At 58.9% G+C, this 18,774-nt stretch carries 16 protein-coding genes and 1 pseudogene; 13 read left to right on the top strand and 4 right to left on the bottom strand.

Annotation, left to right across the window (positions count from 1 at the left end):
* Positions 1-49: 49 nt before the first annotated feature.
* The 6 genes from IB263_RS28460 (at position 50) to IB263_RS28435 (ending at position 6,873) form a co-directional block, all read left to right on the top strand.
* Positions 50-1,186: an ABC transporter substrate-binding protein gene (locus IB263_RS28460; protein ID WP_110819230.1), complete on the top strand. Its 1,137-nt coding sequence runs from the start codon at positions 50-52 to the stop codon at positions 1,184-1,186.
* A 65-nt stretch (positions 1,187-1,251) separates the two neighbouring features.
* A complete protein-coding gene (locus tag IB263_RS28455) occupies positions 1,252-2,355 on the top strand; it encodes an ABC transporter substrate-binding protein (protein WP_060603794.1) in 1,104 nt (367 codons plus the stop codon).
* Positions 2,356-2,474: 119 nt separating this feature from the next.
* Positions 2,475-3,317 (top strand): inositol monophosphatase, encoded by an 843-nt coding sequence (locus IB263_RS28450; protein WP_371590025.1) that lies wholly within the window; start codon positions 2,475-2,477, stop codon positions 3,315-3,317.
* Between the two features lie 17 nt (positions 3,318-3,334).
* Positions 3,335-3,967, top strand: coding sequence for a dual specificity protein phosphatase (locus tag IB263_RS28445; RefSeq protein WP_112984805.1), 633 nt, complete (start codon positions 3,335-3,337; stop codon positions 3,965-3,967).
* An 856-nt stretch (positions 3,968-4,823) separates the two neighbouring features.
* Positions 4,824-6,101 carry a pilus assembly protein TadG-related protein gene (locus IB263_RS28440; protein ID WP_060603798.1) on the top strand — a complete coding sequence of 426 codons (1,278 nt, stop codon included), beginning with the start codon at positions 4,824-4,826 and terminating at the stop codon, positions 6,099-6,101.
* A 151-nt stretch (positions 6,102-6,252) separates the two neighbouring features.
* Positions 6,253-6,873 carry a pentapeptide repeat-containing protein gene (locus IB263_RS28435; RefSeq protein ID WP_034796525.1) on the top strand — a complete coding sequence of 207 codons (621 nt, stop codon included), beginning with the start codon at positions 6,253-6,255 and terminating at the stop codon, positions 6,871-6,873.
* Positions 6,874-6,901: 28 nt separating this feature from the next.
* Here IB263_RS28435 and IB263_RS28430 read toward each other — a convergent pair.
* From IB263_RS28430 to IB263_RS28420, 3 genes and pseudogenes are all read right to left on the bottom strand, one after another.
* Positions 6,902-6,982, bottom strand: a pseudogene (locus IB263_RS28430) (transcriptional regulator); the annotation flags it as partial.
* A 245-nt stretch (positions 6,983-7,227) separates the two neighbouring features.
* A complete protein-coding gene (locus IB263_RS28425) occupies positions 7,228-8,193 on the bottom strand; it encodes a magnesium and cobalt transport protein CorA (RefSeq protein WP_060580704.1) in 966 nt (321 codons plus the stop codon).
* 51 nt (positions 8,194-8,244) lie between these two features.
* A complete protein-coding gene (locus tag IB263_RS28420; protein ID WP_112984804.1) occupies positions 8,245-10,143 on the bottom strand; it encodes a potassium transporter Kup in 1,899 nt (632 codons plus the stop codon).
* 415 nt (positions 10,144-10,558) lie between these two features.
* Between IB263_RS28420 and IB263_RS28415 the strand changes: the two genes are divergently transcribed.
* The 6 genes from IB263_RS28415 to IB263_RS28395 all read left to right on the top strand — a co-directional run bounded on the left by IB263_RS28415 (position 10,559) and on the right by IB263_RS28395 (position 17,038).
* Complete coding sequence (locus tag IB263_RS28415; RefSeq protein ID WP_112975592.1) at positions 10,559-12,337, top strand: hypothetical protein; 1,779 nt, start codon at positions 10,559-10,561, stop codon at positions 12,335-12,337.
* Positions 12,338-12,635: 298 nt separating this feature from the next.
* Positions 12,636-13,979: a hypothetical protein gene (locus IB263_RS28410; RefSeq protein WP_051659348.1), complete on the top strand. Its 1,344-nt coding sequence runs from the start codon at positions 12,636-12,638 to the stop codon at positions 13,977-13,979.
* 454 nt (positions 13,980-14,433) lie between these two features.
* Positions 14,434-14,571: a hypothetical protein gene (locus tag IB263_RS28405; RefSeq protein WP_167550732.1), complete on the top strand. Its 138-nt coding sequence runs from the start codon at positions 14,434-14,436 to the stop codon at positions 14,569-14,571.
* 299 nt (positions 14,572-14,870) lie between these two features.
* Entirely contained in the window at positions 14,871-14,996 is a 126-nt protein-coding gene (locus IB263_RS34515) for a hypothetical protein (protein WP_256436129.1), read from the top strand.
* A 117-nt stretch (positions 14,997-15,113) separates the two neighbouring features.
* The gene (locus IB263_RS28400) at positions 15,114-15,683 is read left to right on the top strand and encodes a helix-turn-helix transcriptional regulator (RefSeq protein ID WP_090302569.1); all 570 of its coding nucleotides are present in this window, start codon (positions 15,114-15,116) and stop codon (positions 15,681-15,683) included.
* A gap of 158 nt (positions 15,684-15,841) precedes the next feature.
* Positions 15,842-17,038, top strand: coding sequence for an MFS transporter (locus IB263_RS28395; protein ID WP_112984802.1), 1,197 nt, complete (start codon positions 15,842-15,844; stop codon positions 17,036-17,038).
* 32 nt (positions 17,039-17,070) lie between these two features.
* On the opposite strand, the gene IB263_RS28390 is transcribed toward IB263_RS28395, so the two are convergent.
* Complete coding sequence (locus IB263_RS28390; protein WP_162727316.1) at positions 17,071-17,580, bottom strand: GNAT family N-acetyltransferase; 510 nt, start codon at positions 17,578-17,580, stop codon at positions 17,071-17,073.
* 230 nt (positions 17,581-17,810) lie between these two features.
* Here IB263_RS28390 and IB263_RS28385 point away from each other — a divergent pair, with 230 nt between their 5' ends.
* Entirely contained in the window at positions 17,811-18,383 is a 573-nt protein-coding gene (locus IB263_RS28385) for an NADPH-dependent FMN reductase (RefSeq protein WP_060580700.1), read from the top strand.
* Positions 18,384-18,774 lie beyond the last annotated feature (391 nt).

Below are 18,774 nucleotides of genomic sequence, written 5' to 3'. Positions count from 1 at the left end.
TTCAGTGCCGAACGACAAATCGAAACATAATCTGAGGGAGGAACAGACGATGCAATTTCTAAGGACTGAAAGGACGCACCGTGCAATCAGGCGCGCGCTGCTGGCAACGACCATCGTCGCCTTCGCCGGACCGGCGCTGGCACAAGAGCCGTTCGACCTGAACGCGCTGATCGAGGCCGCGCGCAAGGAGCCGCCGATTACGGTTTATGACAGCACCGGCAAAATCGTCGAAATGGCCAAGGCCTTTGCCGAGAAATATGGCGTCGGCGCCGAGGGCTCCAAGGTCAAGGCGACGGCCCAGCTTGAGATGATCATTCGCGAGGCCCGTGCCAACAACATCCAGGGCGATGTCTCGATCATCAGCGACGCACCGGCCGCGATGGCGCAACTCATCCCGCAGGGCTTTGCCGAAAGCTGGCTGCCGCCGGATCTCGCAGCCAACATCCCCACTGAGTATCAGGACCCGCTGACCGTCGTTACCAGCGCCAATGTCTGGGCCTACAACACCGAGCTCTTCGACAAGTGCCCGGTCAGCAACATCTGGCAGCTGACGGGACCTGAGTGGAAAGGCAAGGTCGCCATGCAGGATCCGCTCGGCAAGCCATCCTATGTCGACTGGTTCAACCAGATGGCCAAGCACGGCGACGACAAAGTGGCGGCCGCCTATAAAGAGCTTTACGGGAAGGATCTCGAAACCGACGACGGCAGTGCGACGGCCGCCTGGGTCAAGGCGCTCGCTGCCAACGCTCCCTTGCTGACGGACGCCGATGCGGCCGCTGCTGATGCCGTCGGCGCGCCGGGTCAGTCGCAACCCTTCATGGGGCTGATGAGCTCGGCGAAGTTTCGCGACAATGCCGAAAAGGGCATGAAGCTCGGCCTTTGCAAGGACCTGAAACCCTGGCTCGGCTGGATGTATCCGGGCGTCGGGCTGATCACCAAGGGCACCAACAGCCCGAACGCCTCAATGCTCTTCATCCATTACGTGATGACCGCCGAAGGCATCGCGCCGCAGGCAGAAGACGGAAAAATGTCGACCAACAAGGACGTTTCGCTGCCCGCAGACGAGCCGTCGGGCATCGGCGCCGTTCTTGATCAGGTCATGCCCTACCAGATGGCAACGAGCCTCGACGACTGGGACGCGCGCGAGACCTGGCAGGACCTGTGGCGGCTCAGCTACCAGAAGTAATCGCCTGAACATGTGAAACGGTCTCCTTGGGAGGGGAAACCATGAGCAAAGGTAAGAACAGGGTTATGATCATGGGGGCGGCATTTGCCGCCCTTGCGGCCGCATTGGCCGTCGAGGCAAACGCCGAGGAGGCGTTTGATCTCAATGCGCTGGTGGAGGCGGCGAAGAAAGAAAAGCCGATCAATGTCTATGACAGCACCGGCAAGATCGTCGAGATGGCCGAGGCCTTCACCGCCAAATACGGGGTGAAGGCGACCGGCGTCAAAGTCTCGGCCAACAGCCAGCTGGAGATGATCATCCGCGAAGCCCAGGCCGGCAACGTCCAGGGCGATGTCGCCCTGATCACCGACGCGCCGGCAGCGCTCGCCCAGCTTCTGCCGCAGGGCTTCGTCGAAAGCTATCTGCCCGGCGACATGAAGGAGAAGATACCGGCGGCCTTCCAGAACCCGCTGGCGATTTCGACCAATGCCAATGTCTGGGCCTATAACACCGAGGCCTATGACAAATGCCCGGTCGGCAATATCTGGGAGCTGACCGAGGCAAAATGGAAAGGCAAGATCGCGCTGGTCGATCCCCTGACCAAGAGCACCTATACCGACTGGTTCAACCAGTTGGAAAAGCATGCCGACAACGCCGTGAAGGAGGCCTACAAGGTCCACTTCGGCAAGGATCTCGAAACCGCTGAAAAAAGTGCAGCGGCCGCCTGGATCAAGGCCCTGGCACAAAACGGCCCGCTGGTAACGGACGGCGACGATCCGGTTGCCGAAGCCGTCGGCGCCGCCGGCCAGAAGGAGCCCTTTTTCGGGCTCCTGAGCTCCGCCAAGTTCCGTGATAACGAAGGCAAAGGCTACAAACTCGGGCTCTGCACGGAGCTGACCCCCTGGGTCGGCTGGACCTACACCAAGCTCGGCCTGATCGCCTCGAAATCCGCGAGCCCGAATGCCGCGAAGCTCTTCATCCACTACGTGCTGACGGAAGAGGGCATAGCGCCCCAGATGAAGGACGGCAAGCTGCCGACCAATGTCGACATCAAGATGCCTCAAGACGAACCGTCGGGGATCATGGAGGTAGCGGACCGCCTCTTTCCCTATGACGCGGCCACTGGGCTTGACGATTTCGACCGGCGCGAGGAGTGGCAGGATTTCTGGCGCGTGAACTACAGCAAGTAAAATCCCGGCCGGCGCGGCCTCACGAGGACAGGTCGCGCCGGCCGTTCCAGTATGAACAGGAAGAGAGCATGACCGACGTCAATCCCGCCACGAGCCGTAGCCAATCCGATAGAGACGCCATGCGCGACTACTCGCGGCGACTGATGACGATCGCCGAAGGTGCGGCCCGCTCGGCCGCCGGCCCCTTGCTCGCTGCCTTTCGCTCGGAAATGGCCGTCGACTACAAGCGCGATCTCCACGACGTCGTGACGGTCTACGACAGGCAAGCCGAGGCATCCATCCGCGACTACATCTTCGCGCACGAGCCGAATTCGGCGATGCTTGGCGAAGAGGGCGGGCAGGTCGGTGAGGGCGACATCCAATGGTATGTCGATCCGATCGACGGGACCGCGAACTTCGCACGAGGACTTGCCTTCTGGTGCATATCGATTGCGGCGGTCGAAGGCGGATCGGTTGTGGCCGGGGTCGTCTATGACCCGGTGGCCGATCTCCTGTTTTCGAGCGACGTCGAGCGTGCCTATCTCAATGGAAAGGTCATTGCCTCCAAAGCCATCGGTGACGAAAGCCGGGCAACGCTGATCACCGGCTACCCGGTCTCGCGCGACTTTCGCCTGGATGGCCGCAACGAGGCACTTGCCCGCCTCGGTGATCTGGTCGAAACCTTCTCGACCGTGCGTCGCCCTGGAAGTGCAGCTTTGAGCATCGCCCATGTGGCGGCGGGTTTTGTCGATGCGGCCGCGGGCTTTGGCGTCAACGCCTGGGATGTGGCCGCAGCGACGCTGATCCTGAAGAACGCAGGCGGCCGTTATGCGCCGTTGTCGCTTGGCAAAGTGCCGGAAGGATCCGTCGACTACCTTTGCCCGGGGTATCTCGCCTATGGCCGCGGTGGCGACTATCCAACCCTGAACCGTGTCGCCGCCGCAATCTCTGCCGGGCGCAGCGCGAAGGCGCCGTCGCCATGAAAGCCCACGAGGAAACCATGCTCGACAATCTTAGCGATGCCTCCGCCACGGAAACGACCAGCAGCGAATTGCCAAGGCTCAGTCTCGTCTATCCGAAGCATCCGACCTATGGCGTCGACATCTTCATTTCCGGGAAGGAAGGTGCGAGCGACCTCGAACTCCTGCGCAAGTGCGGGATCACGACGGTCGTCAATTGCGCGGTCAATCTGGACTTCAATTTCGTCGACCAGCCGAAGCTCGTCTCGGATCACCGCAACAGCATCCATGGACCGGGCGAAATCCGCTACTACAAGATCGGGCTTATCGACGGGGATGGGAACCCGGACACGCAAATGCTGGCCGCCCACTACATCCTGCGAGCGGCCCTGGAGCAGGTCCTGCCCGAAAAGCCGTCCTATCCCAGGCGCGAACGTGGCGGTGTGCTCGTCAACTGCCGCGGTGGCCGATCGCGCTCAGTCGTCGTCGTGTCGCTGTTCCTGCATTTGACGCTGCCTGATCAATTCGAAACATTGGAGCGCGCCATCGACTTCGTCCGCGAGAAGCGCGAGATCCCAAAGGACGAGTGGTACAAGGCGCCCAAACCGGTTCTGGCGACCTCGGCCGAGCGAGCCGCGGGATGGGCACGTGCGATTGAGAGCGGGAAGGCCTGACCCGAGCACGCAGTTCAGAGACCGTCTGCAGTATGGGCCACGGAAACCTGCTCTCAGTACCGCCAGGGATGCCGACGTCTCGACGTCAGCCAGCCGTCGACGCATTCTCGGCCGCCCCTCCGGTCGCGACAAGCCGGTTCTTTCGCGCATGCCAACGCGTTCGAACGCCCAAGCGGAATCGAAATCGCTTTATTAGGCGGAGCGCCTTGACGCGCGCGGCCGGCGCCACCCTTGACGCCGGCAGATCGTGATTGAGTAGAATGAAAGGCCCTATTGTTTGGGCAATATGCCCTTATTTACGAGCCATGTTTCGAAGGTGCCGGGGCACCCTTCGCTGGTCCATCGTCCCCGATAGGAAAAGCCGGGTGCTGCGCGCGCCGTCCCGACGAAGCCGTCATATGCGCTTCTATCGGCCCCGCCTATTTTGAATGCCTTACCGGGATGTTTCCTCTTTGCCTTTGTGAATTTCATCGTCCGCCCCTTACGCAGTACAACCATGAAGTCGAAAGCGTCGCACAGCGCACGGAGCAGTCAAGGATTAGGCAATGAGCAAAAGGGGTTAGTCGCCGCACTGCCTCAGCAGTCCAGCAACCTCTGAGTGAAGAAGACCCAGAATCCGCCTCTCGGGCACGCCAAAATCGCTTCCAACCGGCGAGCGTGGCAGCTGGCCGGTTGTGCCGAAGTGACGCGCGTTTAGCGCAAAATATCTTCAAATAACCTCGTTTCGCGCCTGTGTCAGAGCTCTGAAGAACGTCTGAGAGAGTGCATACCGTTAACTCGGCCCGAAATTAAAGGATTGGCAAGGCTCCCTGCACGAAGAGGCGACTACTCTCCATCTGGTTGCAAAGAAACTGCCATGAACATACTGACCCTGCCACTGATCAGGCATTGCGCCTCGGCCCTGCTGAAATGCCGGTCCGGGAACTTCGGCCTCTTGGCAGCGCTTGTCGCGATCCCCCTCATTGCCGCTCTTGGCGTTGCGATCGATTTCGCAGCCGCGGTCAACCGAAAGGCCGCTATGCAAAGCGCGGCCGATGCTGCGGCACTGGCGGGAGCTGCAGCAGGTGTCGGTTCGGAGCAGAAGATCGCCGTGGGTTTTCTCGGCGCCCATCTTGGCAGCAACGACACGCAAGATCTGAAAGGGCCCCCCAGCTGGAACCATCAGGTCACGGTCGAGCGGGATACGGTTGCGGTGGCTGTCAATGAGGACTACGAAACCGCCATCATGCATATGTTCGGCTTCCGGACGGTTCCGATCTCAGTCATCGCGAAAGCCGCCCGAGGGGCCGGCAGCTCGGCCTGCATCCTGATCCTTGATCCGGGCAGGGCCGATGCGCTGAAGATCATCAATTCGAACTCGGTCACCAGCGAATGCGGCTTCCAGGTGAACTCGTCCCATTCGCAACGTGCGTTCTACGCCGAAAACCAGGGGAAGTTCGCAGCACCGCTGATCGCCGTCACCGGCCAGTCGAAGCTTTCCGGCCGCCTGATTTCGCCGCCGCCGGTCGACGGATCTCCTGTCGTGCCCGACCCCATGGCCGGCATGCCCGAACCGGTGTCGCCGAACGACGCCTGTACCTCCCAAAGCCTGAAGACGATCAACAGCCAGGGCAAGTCGTCGCTCGAGCCCGGGATCTATTGCGGCGGGCTGACCGTGAATGCCACGGACGAGTTAACGCTGAAGCCCGGAATCTACGCGTTCCGCCGCGGCGCGTTGACCTTGAACACATCGGCCAAGGTCATAGGCAAGGACGTGCTTTTCTATTTCGAGGACGCGCAATCGCCGCTGTTTTTGAACGGTGCGGCAATCCTGCAGGTATCGGCGCCAACCAGCGGCGCGCATGCCGGCATCCTGATGTTCCAGGGCCGGCAGGCGAAGGACAGCAGCGTCCAGTTCCGCATCAACACGTCTGCTGGAAGCTTCTACAATGGGGCGATCTATTTGCCCTATGCGGCGGTCGACTGGAACGTCAGCGGAAGCCTCAATTCGGAATCGAAGTTTACCGCACTGATTACCAGGGTTTTGAACCTCTACGTGTCCGGAACGGCCTTCTTCAAGAAGCCGGGGGAAGAGGGCAAAGATTTCGTGCCCAACGGCTTCGGCAGGGGAGGCGGCGTGCGGCTGGTGGAATAGCGTCGAAACCAGCCCGTCGTAATTGCGTGCCCCGGTGGCTTCGCTCGTGCGCTCGATTTTTCGGCATTGCCAATCATCGCGAAGATGGAAATGCTCAGCGGCGAAGCAACAAAAGGCATTGCGCTTGGTGCGGGGCCGCAGATGGATGGATATGGCTGAACGACGATACGGCGAAGCGCCGCCCAAGACCGACAGCACGATTGCAAGCGCCGACTGGTACGGTCGCCAGATCGAGCGCGAGCGATACGACAACACGCTGTTCGTCGATCTCGACCTGACCGAGGCGCAGACCGTCGGCGTGGTCTTTCACGAATGCACCTTCCGGCGAGCCCGGTTCAATGCATCGTCACACCAGGCGAGCGCCTTCGTCAACTGCACGTTCGTCTCCTGCAAGTTCTTCGATAGCCGCTTCAAGGAGTGCAAGTTCGTCGGAAGCATGTTCGACGCTTGCGAGTTCGACCAGATGCAAGTGACGGGCGGCGACTGGTCCTTTACCGGATTGCCAGGCGCGGCTCTCGGCCGCGCATCCTTCAAGGAAACGCGAATGCGGGAAGCGGATCTGACCGGCGCCTCCTGCAAAGGCGGCTCGCTCAGGGACGTCGATCTTTCCGGTGCCTGGCTGCATGGGGCAGATTTTACCACCTGCGACCTCAGGGGCAGCGACCTCACCGCCTTCGATCCGGAGAACCTTCGCCTCAAGGACGCGATCATCACGATCGACCAGTCGATCATCATCGCCGAGGCTCTGGGTCTCGACGTCAGGCGAAAGTGACGCTGCCGGCGACGTATAGGACCCAACGGGTGCCTGCCGCGGACATGTCTTCGACGGCGCTATGGATCGCCTCAAAGGCATCGCTCCTGAACTTGCGCTTGGTCGCCATTGCAAATCTCCTAGAGGGCACCGGTCCTGATTTCCGCGTCAAGCTCGGCCTGCGCCGATAGAGTTCGGCGAACTTCCGGAAGGCCGAAGGTCACTTGCCGGAAGATGGGGGAGGCGGGCTGGAGGTAAGGCCGGATTGCCCGAGAGCACCAAGAGATACCATCACACAGAGCTTTTACCCGATAGCATGCTGCAATGCCGCGGTGTCGACACCAAACGAAACCCACGGAAAGATATTTCCGCTGGCTACAGCCATCCGGACCTTTTGAACCGCCAGTAGAGAATAGAGCAGAGCGTCGCAATGACACCGAGGACGGCAAAGTAGCCGTAACGGGTTGCCAGTTCAGGCATGTGTTCGAAGTTCATCCCGTAGATTCCGGCAATGGCTGTCGGTACGGCAAGAATTGCGGCCCAGGCTGCAAGCTGCCGTGTGATGGTGCCCTGTCGTTGCTGCTCCAGGAGATTGGAGGCCTCGAACACGGACGTCATTATCTCGCGAAGGCCGCCTACCAGGCCTTCCACACGTCTGACATGGTCAAGAACGTCTTTGAAGAATGGCTTGGCATTGTCGTCGATACAGGGCAGCTCGAGATGAGTTAGCTTACCCGCCACCTCTCCCATCGGCCCGAGCACCCGCTGGAAGCGAATGACGTGACGGCGCATCCGAAAGATGCGCCTGATCTGCTCGGGCTGCAGGAAGGACACAAGTACGTGTTTCTCGAGCTCCAGAACTTTGTCCTCAAGCGTTTCGACCACCGGCAAATAGCCGTCGACAACGAAGTCGATGATGCCGTGCAGGACATAGTCCGGTCCGTGCTCAAGAAGCTGGGGCGACTGTTCCAGGTGTTGGCGCAGTTCCTTGTGGGAGCGGGCAGATCCGTGGCGAACAGAAATCAGGTGGTGCTTCCCCACGAAAATGCAGGTTTCGCCGTAGGTGATCTTGTCACCCTCAAGGTGGGCCGTCTTGACGATCACGAACAACTGGTCGCCGTAGATGTCCACCTTCGGCACTTGATTGCCGTTGAGGGCGTCTTCGACGGCAAGTGGGTGAAGAGCGAACATGGCCTGAAGGTCGGCCATTTCCTGCTTTGTCGGTTCAGTCAAACCGATCCAGGCGAAGTCGCCACCTGATGCTTCGAATGGTTTGGCGGCAAGCGGGATTTCTTCGGCGCGCTTGCCCGAACGATACATGTAGGAGGCGACGACTGGCATTTTTTGAAGTTCCGGGAGTTGATATCGCAGCGTGAAGCATCTGATCTAAGGTTAGATCGTGACTTGCTCGCCAATCTCGACCACGCGATTGGCTGGCAGCTTGAAATAGGACGATGGATCGATGCCGAGACCTGCAAGTGCAATGTAGAGCTTGTCTTGCCAGCCGGGCAGACCTGAGTTCGGGTCACCAATAAGGGTCCTGCGCCCGAGGTAGAAAGAGGTCTGCATGATTTCGAACTTGAAACCTGCCTTCTTGCACAGTGACAGCGCCTTCGAGACGTTCGGTTCGTCCATGAAGCCGAAGCAAAGCTCGAGCCTTGTAAACCTGTCTGACAGTTCGGTCATTGAGACGCGCTCTTCCTGCGCGACATACGGATGCTCGGATGTGCGAACCGTCAAAATAACATTGCGTTCGTGCAGGACATGATTGTGTTTGATGTTATGGAGGAGAACGGCGGGTGTCTTATCGCCGACGCTGGTTAGAAAGATTGCCGTCCCTCGAACGGTCTGGGGCGCATGCGTGGACTTCTCTATCGAGCGGATGAAGGTTTCCAGCGGGATATCGTTGCGCGCGGTCTTTTCGCGCAGCATTGCGGATCCCCGCGTCCAAGTCCACATCACCACCATGATTGTCAGTGCCAATGCCACCGGCACCCAGCCGCCATCATGAATCTTGAACAGATTGGCAAGCAAGAAGACGCTCTCGATGACGAGCAATGGCGCTAGAAGCAGTGCAGCCAGAACGGTTGAGTATCCCCAGACGGAGCGGAGAAACTGGAACGCCATCACTGTTGTCACAACCATCGCGCCTGTGACCGAGATTCCATACGCGGTCGCGAGAGACTCTGAGTCCCCGAACGAGAAAATCAGCACGATGACCCCGACGAACAGCAGCGCATTTACGGCAGGGACATAGATCTGGCCGGTGTTGGTTTCGGACGTAAATTTGATCAGCAGTCGAGGAAGAAAGCCCAAATGGACCGCCTGGCGAGCGAGAGAAAACGCTCCCGTGATGACAGCTTGGCTAGCGATGATTGTCGCCATGGTCGCGAGAATGACCATCGGCAGCAGCGCCCAGTCTGGATAGAGAAGATAGAATGGGTTGTTGACCGCGTCTGGGTGGCTCAGCACGAGCGCGCCTTGGCCGAGGTAGTTCAGCGCCAATGCGGGGAATACAAGGATAAACCATGCCGTGCTGATCGGTTTCCTCCCGAAGTGGCCGAGATCTGCATAAAGGGCCTCGGCTCCCGTGACCGTCAGGAAGACGGCGCCAAGCACGATCAGACCTGCCCAGCCTGCATGCGTGATGAACCACAGGGCGTTGATCGGGTTCAGAGCCTGCAGGATGGTCCAGTCGTCGCCGATGTGGATGAGACCGCCCCACGCCATCGCGAGGAACCACACAACCGTGATTGGCCCGAAAAACCTTGCGACCGCTTCCGTACCCTTGGACTGCACGGCAAACAATGCAACCATAATGACCGCAGCAAGGGGAAGCACGTAGTCCGAAAAGGCTGGTGTGACGAGTTTCATGCCTTCGAGCGCCGACATGACCGAGAGGGCAGGGGTGATCATGGCATCCCCGATAAACAGGGCCGCCCCGATTAGGCCCGCGAAAAACAACACGGGCATGAAACTGCCGGTCTTCTTCATCAAGAGCGCGAGAAGCGACAATGTTCCACCTTCACCGTCATTGTCGGCGCGTAGGAGGAAAAGCACGTATTTGAACGTCACGATACACGTCAACGTCCAAACCATCAGGGAAATGAGACCGATGACTTCGTCAGGCTGCGCCCCGTCGTTCAAGAAGGGGCGAAGGGCCTCCCGAAAAGCGTAGAGCGGACTTGTTCCGATATCGCCATAGACAACGCCGATGCATCCAAGCAGTAGAACGAGAAAGCTCTGCGTTCCCGATCGAGGTCCGACAGCTTCGCTGTGAGCATTGGGCATAAGGTCTCCTGAAACACCGTCGGCATTAGCGATGGCAGATATATGCTGCATTGCGAAAGTCCAGGCAATTCTCACAGGAACCGCTCGAGAATGTCGAGTGTGAATAATCGGCCGTGGGACAAACCTAACTCGCGAAAACATCAGGGAATGGTTTGCGTTCCCACCCGCATCGGCTGAGATCAGTGTTCCGCATTGCTGAGGCGAACCAGTTGCGCTTTTCTCTCGAGAATACCGAACGATGACCGACGCAGTGAATGTCGATTGTGAAGTCTCTGGGCCCGCATCGCAGACCGAGTTAAGCAAGGTTGCCCTTGAGGCAGAGTTTCGCACGCAACCTAGAATTACACACTTATTAAGAGAGTAGGTGTAGGCAATCTCGGGTGAGTTTGGGCGCTTCACACGAGTTTCATCTGCCATGAGTTTAGTTGTCGGCGAGACAAGTGTCGCGCGAGTTGATGAACGCTGGTCGGCAACGGGGTATTGGCTGATCTGCATCTTTATCGTCGGCCTACTCATCGGGTTCGATTTGTCCGGTGAGCGTATTCACAACGCTGACATCGACGACAGTTTGCGGGGTCTGCAAATCAAGGCATTCCTTGAGGATGGCGGGTGGCTTAGGCCGGCAATACCGCGGATCCTGATGCCCGAGCCGTATATTTCGCCTTGGTCGCGAATAGTTGACCTTCCCTACATGCTCATAGCTTTCTCTCTTCAGTCCGCCTTGGGAGCGGAAGACGCGCTCGCGGTGGCCTTCCAGGTTTGGCCAGCCGTAATGGCAGTCTTTTTCACCATTGGGGTTGTTGGGGTTTTGAGCCGGATAGCGCCACGAGAAGGTGAGCTTTCGCCCGGAATGCTATGCGCCGTCCTCGTCCTTATGGCCTTCGCGATCTGGGAATTTAGCCCTGGCCGCATTGACCACCATAACTTGCAGATGGTGCTGTTGCTTACGTTGATATACGGGGTTGGCAGGTTCGATCGCATAGGCGGGGCGGTCGTCGCGATTTCAGCGACGATCTCGCTCTTGGTAGGCCTGGAGACGTTGCCTGTTATCGCGCTGGTGTTGGGAGCCTTGGCACTAGCGTGGGCCGCGGGTTTGGACGGCACCCGAACGATGCTTGCCTCAACCGCCATCACATGCCTGGTTGCGGTACCCATCCTGACCTTTTTGGTAATCGGTCCTTCCGGGTTCTGGCGTGTGGAGAACGATGCTTTCTCCGCACCATTTGCATTCGCACTGCTTGGCTTTGGAGCGATCGCAACCGTGACCTTATGGCTGGTGCCGGAGGCTTCGAGCGCGGCGTTCAAGTTTGGACTTTTGGCTACCGCCGGTTCGATGCTATCGGCTGTGCTGTTGTTCGCCTATCCACAGCTTTTGGCCGGCCCATATGCAGCCATCGACGATCTGGCCCGGATATATTGGTTTGATCGCATCGACCAGGAAAAGAGTGCCCTGGAGTTTTTCCGAACAGGGGACTACGGCTCACTTGCTCTACTGGGTATTTTCAGCTGCGTCCTGGCTGTTAGCTTGCAGCGCGCGTTGAACGCCCCCCGAACGGCAAATCCGCAATTCGCTATCATCCATGCTGTCGCCGTAGCGCTCCTCCTGACCGCGTTGGTCTCCAACCGGTATTTGCGCTTCTCTGCTGCCGTCGTTCCGTTGTTGCTGCCGGCTGCGGCGTCGGTAATTCGCGAAGACAGCCAGGTGGCGGTTAGGCGGTTGGCTGCGTTTGGCGGGATGGCTGTTGTGATGGCCACCTCATTCTACTTCGTCGTGCCTTTTGAGCGTAAGACTACGGATGCTTTTGACCACCTGCTCTGGAATGATTGCAAGGGGGCGGATTTCTCGCTGCTTGCTACCCTTCCACCTGGACAAGTGATGACGCCGCCGGCACTGGGGCTTGAGATCGCCCGTAGGTCGCAGGACAGCCTTACGGTGTCGAGCGTTCCCTTTCACCGGGCCGCGCCAGCCATCGGACGGGTTCTTCGGGCCTTTATGTCGAGTAGCAACAATGAGCGGAATGCTCTTTTAGCCGGGTTCGACTATCTGGCCGTTTGTCGGGCGCCGTTAGGGCTCGTGGGAAGCGAGAAGATGCCGTTGTTCGATGCCATCATGACAGGCAGTGCTGGGCCGGGCCTTCATCCCGTATCATCAGTCAAACAGTCTGACCTCATCGTACTGCGGATTGAAAAGTAGCGTGCGCCCAGGAGTATATGTTTGGTTTCGCAGGCCACGTTCAGCCGGGCCACGACAGGATCCGGGGCCGGCAGAAATCACGTCGAAGCGGTGAGTCGAAGCGGTGAACGGTCACGCGGAAAGTTCACCATTCCGGATCGCTGCGGGGCTGGAATGGACGCCACTGCCGTTCCGTTCCGCTCACGGTTTGAATTGTAACGATACTTATTGTCACTTCCCACTTGCCGCCAATCAGTGCAGTGGTTCATCACGTAGTTTGTTTGGTTGCTCCGCGACCAGCTTTGAGAGAACCGGCAGTATGAAGAAACCGAACCCTCTGACGCACTTCCCGCGGACGAACATTTTCCGTCCAGGCGATGTTTTCGTTCTGTTTGGTGAGCTGTTCGATCGGGGTTATGCCACCCATCTGGTCGACCAAGCCAAGAAGGCCGGCATGGAAATTGTCGGGATCACGGTTGGCAGACGAGACGAAGCCAATGTTCTGCGGCCACTGAACGACGAGGAACTTGCGGCGGCTGAAGCCCGGCTCGGAGGCAAGATCATCAACGTGCCGATCATGGCCGGTTTCGATCTTGACGCGCCTGAAGGCGAGCCCACTCCGACCGACCTTCTCGCGAAGATGACGCTCGAGACGTGGCAAGACGAGAAGCTCGACTGGTCGCACATCGAGAAATGCCGAAACGTCGGCGTCGAACGGTTCAAGAATGCCCTTTCTGAAGTCATGGGGATCCTCGATGGCATGATCGCTGATGGCAGGAATGTCTTCTTCGCGCACACCATGGCCGGTGGCATCCCGAAGGCCAAGGTGTTCATGGTCATCGCCAATCGCGTCTACAAGGGACGTGGCGCGCGCCACATGTCGTCGCAAACGCTGCTCGACAGCGATTTGGGCAAGCTCATTCTTCAGAATTTCGACGAGGTTTCGGCCAACACGTTCCGACACCTGATCGATCTGAGCACAGCCATCCGGGCGCGCATCGAAGCTTCCGGTGGCCAGGTTCGTTATTCGGCGTTTGGCTACCACGGTACGGGCATTCTCGTTGCTAACGAGTACCGCTGGCAGACCTATACCAATTACACGCAGGGCTACGCCAAGATGCGCCTGGAGCGCATCGCTGAGGAAGCCTGGAACAAGGGCATTAAGGCGACGGTCTACAATTGCCCTGAGATCCGCACCAATTCTTCCGACGTGTTCGCCGGCATCGAGCTGCCCCTCATTCCGCTTCTGCTCGCGCTGAAAAAAGAGGGCGGTGGCGAATGGGTCGCGCAGCAATGGCAGGCCTGCCAGGATTTGTTGGCAGATGGCTTCACCGTCGATGACGTCTTGCGGAAGATTTCCGATATGCAGACGAGCGAAGTGATGCGGCCGTTCTACGACTTTTCGTCCTGGCCAATGCCGAATAATCCGGGACAGTCCGACCTGACGATCGGTACGTCGAGCGAAATCACGGCGATGCACCGGGACGGCAAGGCGCTGATCTCCGATCTCTTGAGCCGGCTGGTGGTCGAAGCAGTTGGGCAGCTCATCTTTGGTGAGAGCTCGGCGCCATCGGGCCCTGTCCTGTGGCTCAACCACGACATCGTCGCGCGCACGCTGATCGAGACGAAAGGGTCAGCCCGCAACGCTCTCGAAGCGGCCTAAGCGCGACGACGCAGGCGGCTACTGCCTGTCTCCTTGAGTCGCCTCCGATTGCGCGTCTGATCAGACGCGCACGCGAGGTCGATGACCGTGACGTCAAGCAGTCTTGGCGGTACTGGTCGTTAGTTGAACCAGACGACGCGTGACGATTGCACCCGCTCGGCCGACCTTTTGGGGTGGCCCTCGGCGTCCTCGGCAAACAGCGTCTTGCGTGCCAGCCAATCCATTTGCGCGAGCGCTTCGGCGATCGTGGTGTCGGCTGCGATCGTTTCTCTCTTAAATCTTGTAGCTCAAGAAGTTTGCCGGCGTAGGGCGCGCCGAGAGAGAGGATGTGCGCCTTTGTTTCAGTATCGTGATCGTTCGGATACAGGGTTTGGTTGAAAGTCGTGTCGTCGCCGGGTTGTCTGGGCGTTTGCCTGTGACTATGTGTGTGACAGCCAAGAAAGGATCAAACTCAATGCGTATTGCCACATTCTTGCTCGTACTCTCCGCGCTTGCCGGATGCTCCCAGACCGGCGGCGGTGCGACCAGTGTCAGACAGGATTACTATGGTGGCGACGGCGGTTTTTATGCGGGCGCGGTTGCACCGCGCTGAAGCCGCTCCGGCGGCGCTGTAACTGCACTGCCGACAGCGAACTCTGCAGGGGGTGGGCCCGCTCAGGCGATTTTGACAAGCATGAGGGGGCCATCGCCTGATCTTCGGCCGTAGTGGCGCCGAACGTCGCCAAGCCGCCACGAGAATGTTGGCGATGCGACCCTCGTCGAGAAAGCTCTCCTTCCATCAAGCCAACTCTCTGCCCTTCAGGTCCAAGCTCTGTCCGATTGTTCGGATTGCAAGGGCTTGCGCTTTGACAATGGCGCGGCCCGTAACGCCGTGATCTCCCCTGGAGCAACGTGCCGACCAACCGCTTTCATTCCCGATGGCCGGATGACGTCATCGCTATTGCTCCGGAAAGCGTCCGTCTCAAGGACGCGATCATCATCGCCGATGCGTTGGGCCTCGACGTCAGGCGAAAGTGAGCGTCAGAAGATGCCACTGTCCCAGCATCGAGCTAGACCGTGGCGTCGGGTGTCTGTTGACAACCGACCAGGCCTCCCTGCTATTCAACGGGGGAGGGCTATTGTCGCGAGGAAGGTATGGAGCTTGATCTGAAGGTTTGCGCTTTGCCGCTCGGATGCCGGCTTCGACGCTTCCGCAGGCTCAGGCAGATCAAGCAGGAAAGGTTGGCGGCGGATCTTGGCGTGTCGCAGGGTCTGCTATCGCGATGGGAAGCCGGCCAGCATGAGCCTTCAGCAAAGGCCCGGGCCCGGGTCGAGACGCTGCTCGAGCGGCATGAGAGCGTCGGGATAGACCTGACATTGCGTCGGCTCATCGAAACGGCGCCGTTTCCGGTTCACCTTGTTTGCGACGACACCCATGCGCTTTTGAGCGTCTCACCGGCCAGGCAAGCCCAGTGGCGGATCTCTGCCGCGTCCTTTTTCGGCGTCTCGCTATGGCGATACGCGACGGCGGAAATCATCGAGAGAGAGCTTCAACTGCAAGAACTTGGCTGGTTTGAAGAGGTCTGGTCGGGAGCCGTCCAGTTCACGACCGGCGGCAGCGACGACCCCGATATGCCGATCCCCCCGAGCATCATCCGATGGGAACGAATAGGAATTTCCGACGGGCGCGTCGGCCGCCTGGTAACCAGTATCGATCCCATCTGAGACGCGAATATTTCATTCGTTGTCCGAGCTGTTCTGCCCCTGCTAGCCTGCCATGACCGCCAGTTGCCCCGAAACCGCGTACCAAAAAATTCGGCGGGCAGGGCGTCTGCGCTCACATCCCATCGGTCACGATAGATCCGCCAAGAGCACTCCGGACAATGACAAATTCGCGTCGCGCCATCACGTTTTCACTTCTCATCATCTGTGCAACGCTATCGCTGGCAGGGACCGACCTCGTCTTGCCGGCCGTTCCGCAATTGCCTGAAATCTTCGGCACTGACCGGACGACCGCGCAGCTGGTGCTTGCCGCCTATGTCGGCGGCGGCGGTCTCGGCCTGCTTCTTTATGGGCGCCTGGCGGACCATTTTTCGCGCAAGGCGCTGCTTTTCTCTTCGCTCGCCGGATTTGCAGCCGCCTCGCTCGCCTGTGCCTTCTCGCCAAATATCACGGCACTTATCACGCTGAGGTTCGTTCAAGGCGTGGCGTCTGCGGCGGCTCCGGTCTTTGGCCCAGGGTTGATCCGGCAGCTGTTCAGCGACAAGGCGGCGGTGCGCGCCATCGGGTTTCTCGGCAGCGTGGAATCGCTGGTGCCGGCGCTTGCGCCGATCTTCGGCGTGCTGCTGCTTTCGCATTTCGGATGGCAATCGTCATTCGAGCTGCTGGGTGTTTTGACGATGCTCGCTGCGGTCCTCATACTCGTGCTTGGGCTGCCCCGTGAGGAAGAACCCTCCGACACGCTCGGTAGTTATGGGCAACTGCTCACGGATCGCGTCTTCATGCGATACGCGCTCAGCCAGGCCCTGACGCTCGGCGGACTGCTCACCTTCGTCTTCGGCGCGCCGACAGTCATCGTCGCGTCGATGGGCGGCTCTCTGAACGACTTCATCATCATGCAGGTCATCAACATTTCCGGGTTCATCATCGTCGCCAATCTGACCGCCCGGATTGCCGAACGTTTTGGCGCTGAAAACGTCATCCTGACCGGCACCATCATGGCTGCCTTGAGTGCCCTTGCGCTGTTCGCCTACGGTCTCATGGGCGGTACCAACACGCTGATGTTGCCTCTATTGTTTACGCCCATGGCGATCGGCTTGGGTCTTCGCGGCCCCATTGGCTTCTATCGCGGCATTCTTGCTTCGGGTGCCAATAATGCGCGCGGATCGGCGCTGATCGTCTTTTTCATCTTCATGATCACCACGCTTGGAACCGTCATCGCCGCGCCAATCATCGCAGCCGGGCTCGCGGCGCTCGCGTTCGTCGCCTGTGCTATCCACCTCCTGTCGGTGGCCCTCCTGCTCCTGCTTCCGGCAATGCCGGAGCCAACGCGCGATGCTGCCGGCGTACCCACGCTGTAGGTATCCGAACCAGATGAGGACCCCTTGAACGGCTAAATCGACGAATCTCTAAAGACGTGCCGGTATACGCCGTAGCGCATGCCACTGATATCCACGTGTCGCTCAAGCGCGCCTCCAAGTTTTCTCGCGACCGCTTGGGAAGCCAAATTGTCATCAGTGATCAGGCTTATTGCCGTCCTCCAGCCAAGTTTGCTGGCTGCGAAGTCGAGAACGGCATGCATCGCCTCGGTAGCATAGCCTCGCCCCTGGAACTGGGGGTAAATGCCCCATCCCAATTCAGGTTCAAGCTTGTCCAAAGGAAGCTGCGCTCCGCAGTAGCCCGCCATTTCACCTGTTTTACTATCCTCGACAACGAAAAAGCCAAAGTCGCGCAAGTGCCAATGACCGATGAACGACAACATCCTTCGCCAGGCATCCTCACGCTTGATCGGACCCCCGACGAAGGCGGTGGTGACGGGGTCCCCCCAGAATCGAGCGAAGGCCTCAAAATTGTCCTCGCGCCATTGGCGCAATATCAGTCGTTCAGTTGCTATAGTTTGCACGATGTTCTTCTTTCAAAGGTAGCCATTCTTCCTTCCGCATCCGCCGGATACCATGCCGATCGCCGCGGCGACCGGCTCCCGATGAAAGCTGCAGTTCTACCGGCTTACTGGCGCGTTAAGAGAGTTCTGAGATCGGGTTTGCAGCGACTTGGAAACATGACAGTCACGGCGCGACGCGCTACATTGTCGTTGCAGTCCACGCCACAGGTCACGGTATCGGGAGAATTATTATGCAAACGCATAAGGTCGGATACTTGATTGGTAGTCTCGCCAAAGACTCCATAAATCGCAAGCTCGCCCGTGCACTGGTGAGGTTGGCTCCTGCACACCTTGAAATGACAGAAATATCGTTCAGGGAACTCCCGCTCTATAGCCATGACTATGATGCCGATTTTCCGCCGGTCGCGAGAGCTTTCAAAGAAGAGTTGGCTGGGGTCGACGCCATTCTCTTTGTAACCCCGGAATACAACCGTTCAATCCCGGGTGGCCTAAAAAACGCCATTGACTGGGCGAGTCGCCCCTACGGAAAGAACTCCTTCACACGCAAGCCTTCGGCTGTCATCGGGACATCGCCGGGCTCGATCGGAACCGCGGTAGCGCAACAGGGACTGCGCAGTGTTCTTAGCTTTTGCAATTCACCGCAGATGAACGCCCCAGAAGCCTACATTCAATTCACTCCGGGGCTGATTTCCGACGACGGAGAAGTGACGGTGCAAACGACCGAGCAGTTTCTCCGTGGCTACATGGAAGAGTTTGCAGCCTTCATTGCGCGCGTGCTCTCTGTCCTGCCTCGCGACGCTTGAACAAGCGGCTGCCACTCGCGTCTCCTCAAGCCGTAGGCAAGGGCGTCGAACAACGCCTCGAAGTGGCTCAGGCGTCCTCACGATGGGTTCTGCCATGGCCACATCGAGGCTGCGGTCGAAATCGAGCGGCGCAAGACGTATACACGAAATGGGGAGCGCTGACTCAATCAGCTATCGCGAGGAAGTGAATTTTGATCAATGCGTTAGATGGCATATTTGATACATCACATCCAGTTCCATAATTCAGATTATGCGATTTTAACTTGTAGCCGCAAAGTTAAAGTGTCCTGATCCTGCAAAGTTGGAATGTCACTCTCCCCGGGTTTTGATGACCTGGGAGGTTGCGGATGGGATTGATTGCGATGAGCGAGCGCGATCTGCAACGGATTGA

The sequence above is a fragment of the Ensifer sp. ENS03 genome (genome assembly GCF_014852035.1).
GTDB classification, from domain to species: Bacteria; Pseudomonadota; Alphaproteobacteria; order Rhizobiales; family Rhizobiaceae; genus Ensifer; species Ensifer adhaerens.
This window is presented reverse-complemented; position numbering and strand designations above follow the sequence as displayed.

What these genes read in the sequence shown, in the direction of transcription:
- IB263_RS28460 (WP_110819230.1), top strand. Translation starts at nt 50, where the DNA reads ATGCAATTTCTAAGGACTGAAAGGACGCACCGTGCAATCAGGCGCGCG.
- IB263_RS28455 (WP_060603794.1), top strand. Translation starts at nt 1,252, where the DNA reads ATGATCATGGGGGCGGCATTTGCCGCCCTTGCGGCCGCATTGGCCGTC.
- IB263_RS28450 (WP_371590025.1), top strand. Translation starts at nt 2,475, where the DNA reads ATGCGCGACTACTCGCGGCGACTGATGACGATCGCCGAAGGTGCGGCC.
- IB263_RS28445 (WP_112984805.1), top strand. Translation starts at nt 3,335, where the DNA reads ATGCTCGACAATCTTAGCGATGCCTCCGCCACGGAAACGACCAGCAGC.
- IB263_RS28440 (WP_060603798.1), top strand. Translation starts at nt 4,824, where the DNA reads ATGAACATACTGACCCTGCCACTGATCAGGCATTGCGCCTCGGCCCTG.
- IB263_RS28435 (WP_034796525.1), top strand. Translation starts at nt 6,253, where the DNA reads ATGGCTGAACGACGATACGGCGAAGCGCCGCCCAAGACCGACAGCACG.
- IB263_RS28425 (WP_060580704.1), bottom strand. Translation starts at nt 8,193, where the DNA reads ATGCCAGTCGTCGCCTCCTACATGTATCGTTCGGGCAAGCGCGCCGAA.
- IB263_RS28420 (WP_112984804.1), bottom strand. Translation starts at nt 10,143, where the DNA reads ATGCCCAATGCTCACAGCGAAGCTGTCGGACCTCGATCGGGAACGCAG.
- IB263_RS28415 (WP_112975592.1), top strand. Translation starts at nt 10,559, where the DNA reads ATGAGTTTAGTTGTCGGCGAGACAAGTGTCGCGCGAGTTGATGAACGC.
- IB263_RS28410 (WP_051659348.1), top strand. Translation starts at nt 12,636, where the DNA reads ATGAAGAAACCGAACCCTCTGACGCACTTCCCGCGGACGAACATTTTC.
- IB263_RS28405 (WP_167550732.1), top strand. Translation starts at nt 14,434, where the DNA reads ATGCGTATTGCCACATTCTTGCTCGTACTCTCCGCGCTTGCCGGATGC.
- IB263_RS28400 (WP_090302569.1), top strand. Translation starts at nt 15,114, where the DNA reads ATGGAGCTTGATCTGAAGGTTTGCGCTTTGCCGCTCGGATGCCGGCTT.
- IB263_RS28395 (WP_112984802.1), top strand. Translation starts at nt 15,842, where the DNA reads ATGACAAATTCGCGTCGCGCCATCACGTTTTCACTTCTCATCATCTGT.
- IB263_RS28385 (WP_060580700.1), top strand. Translation starts at nt 17,811, where the DNA reads ATGCAAACGCATAAGGTCGGATACTTGATTGGTAGTCTCGCCAAAGAC.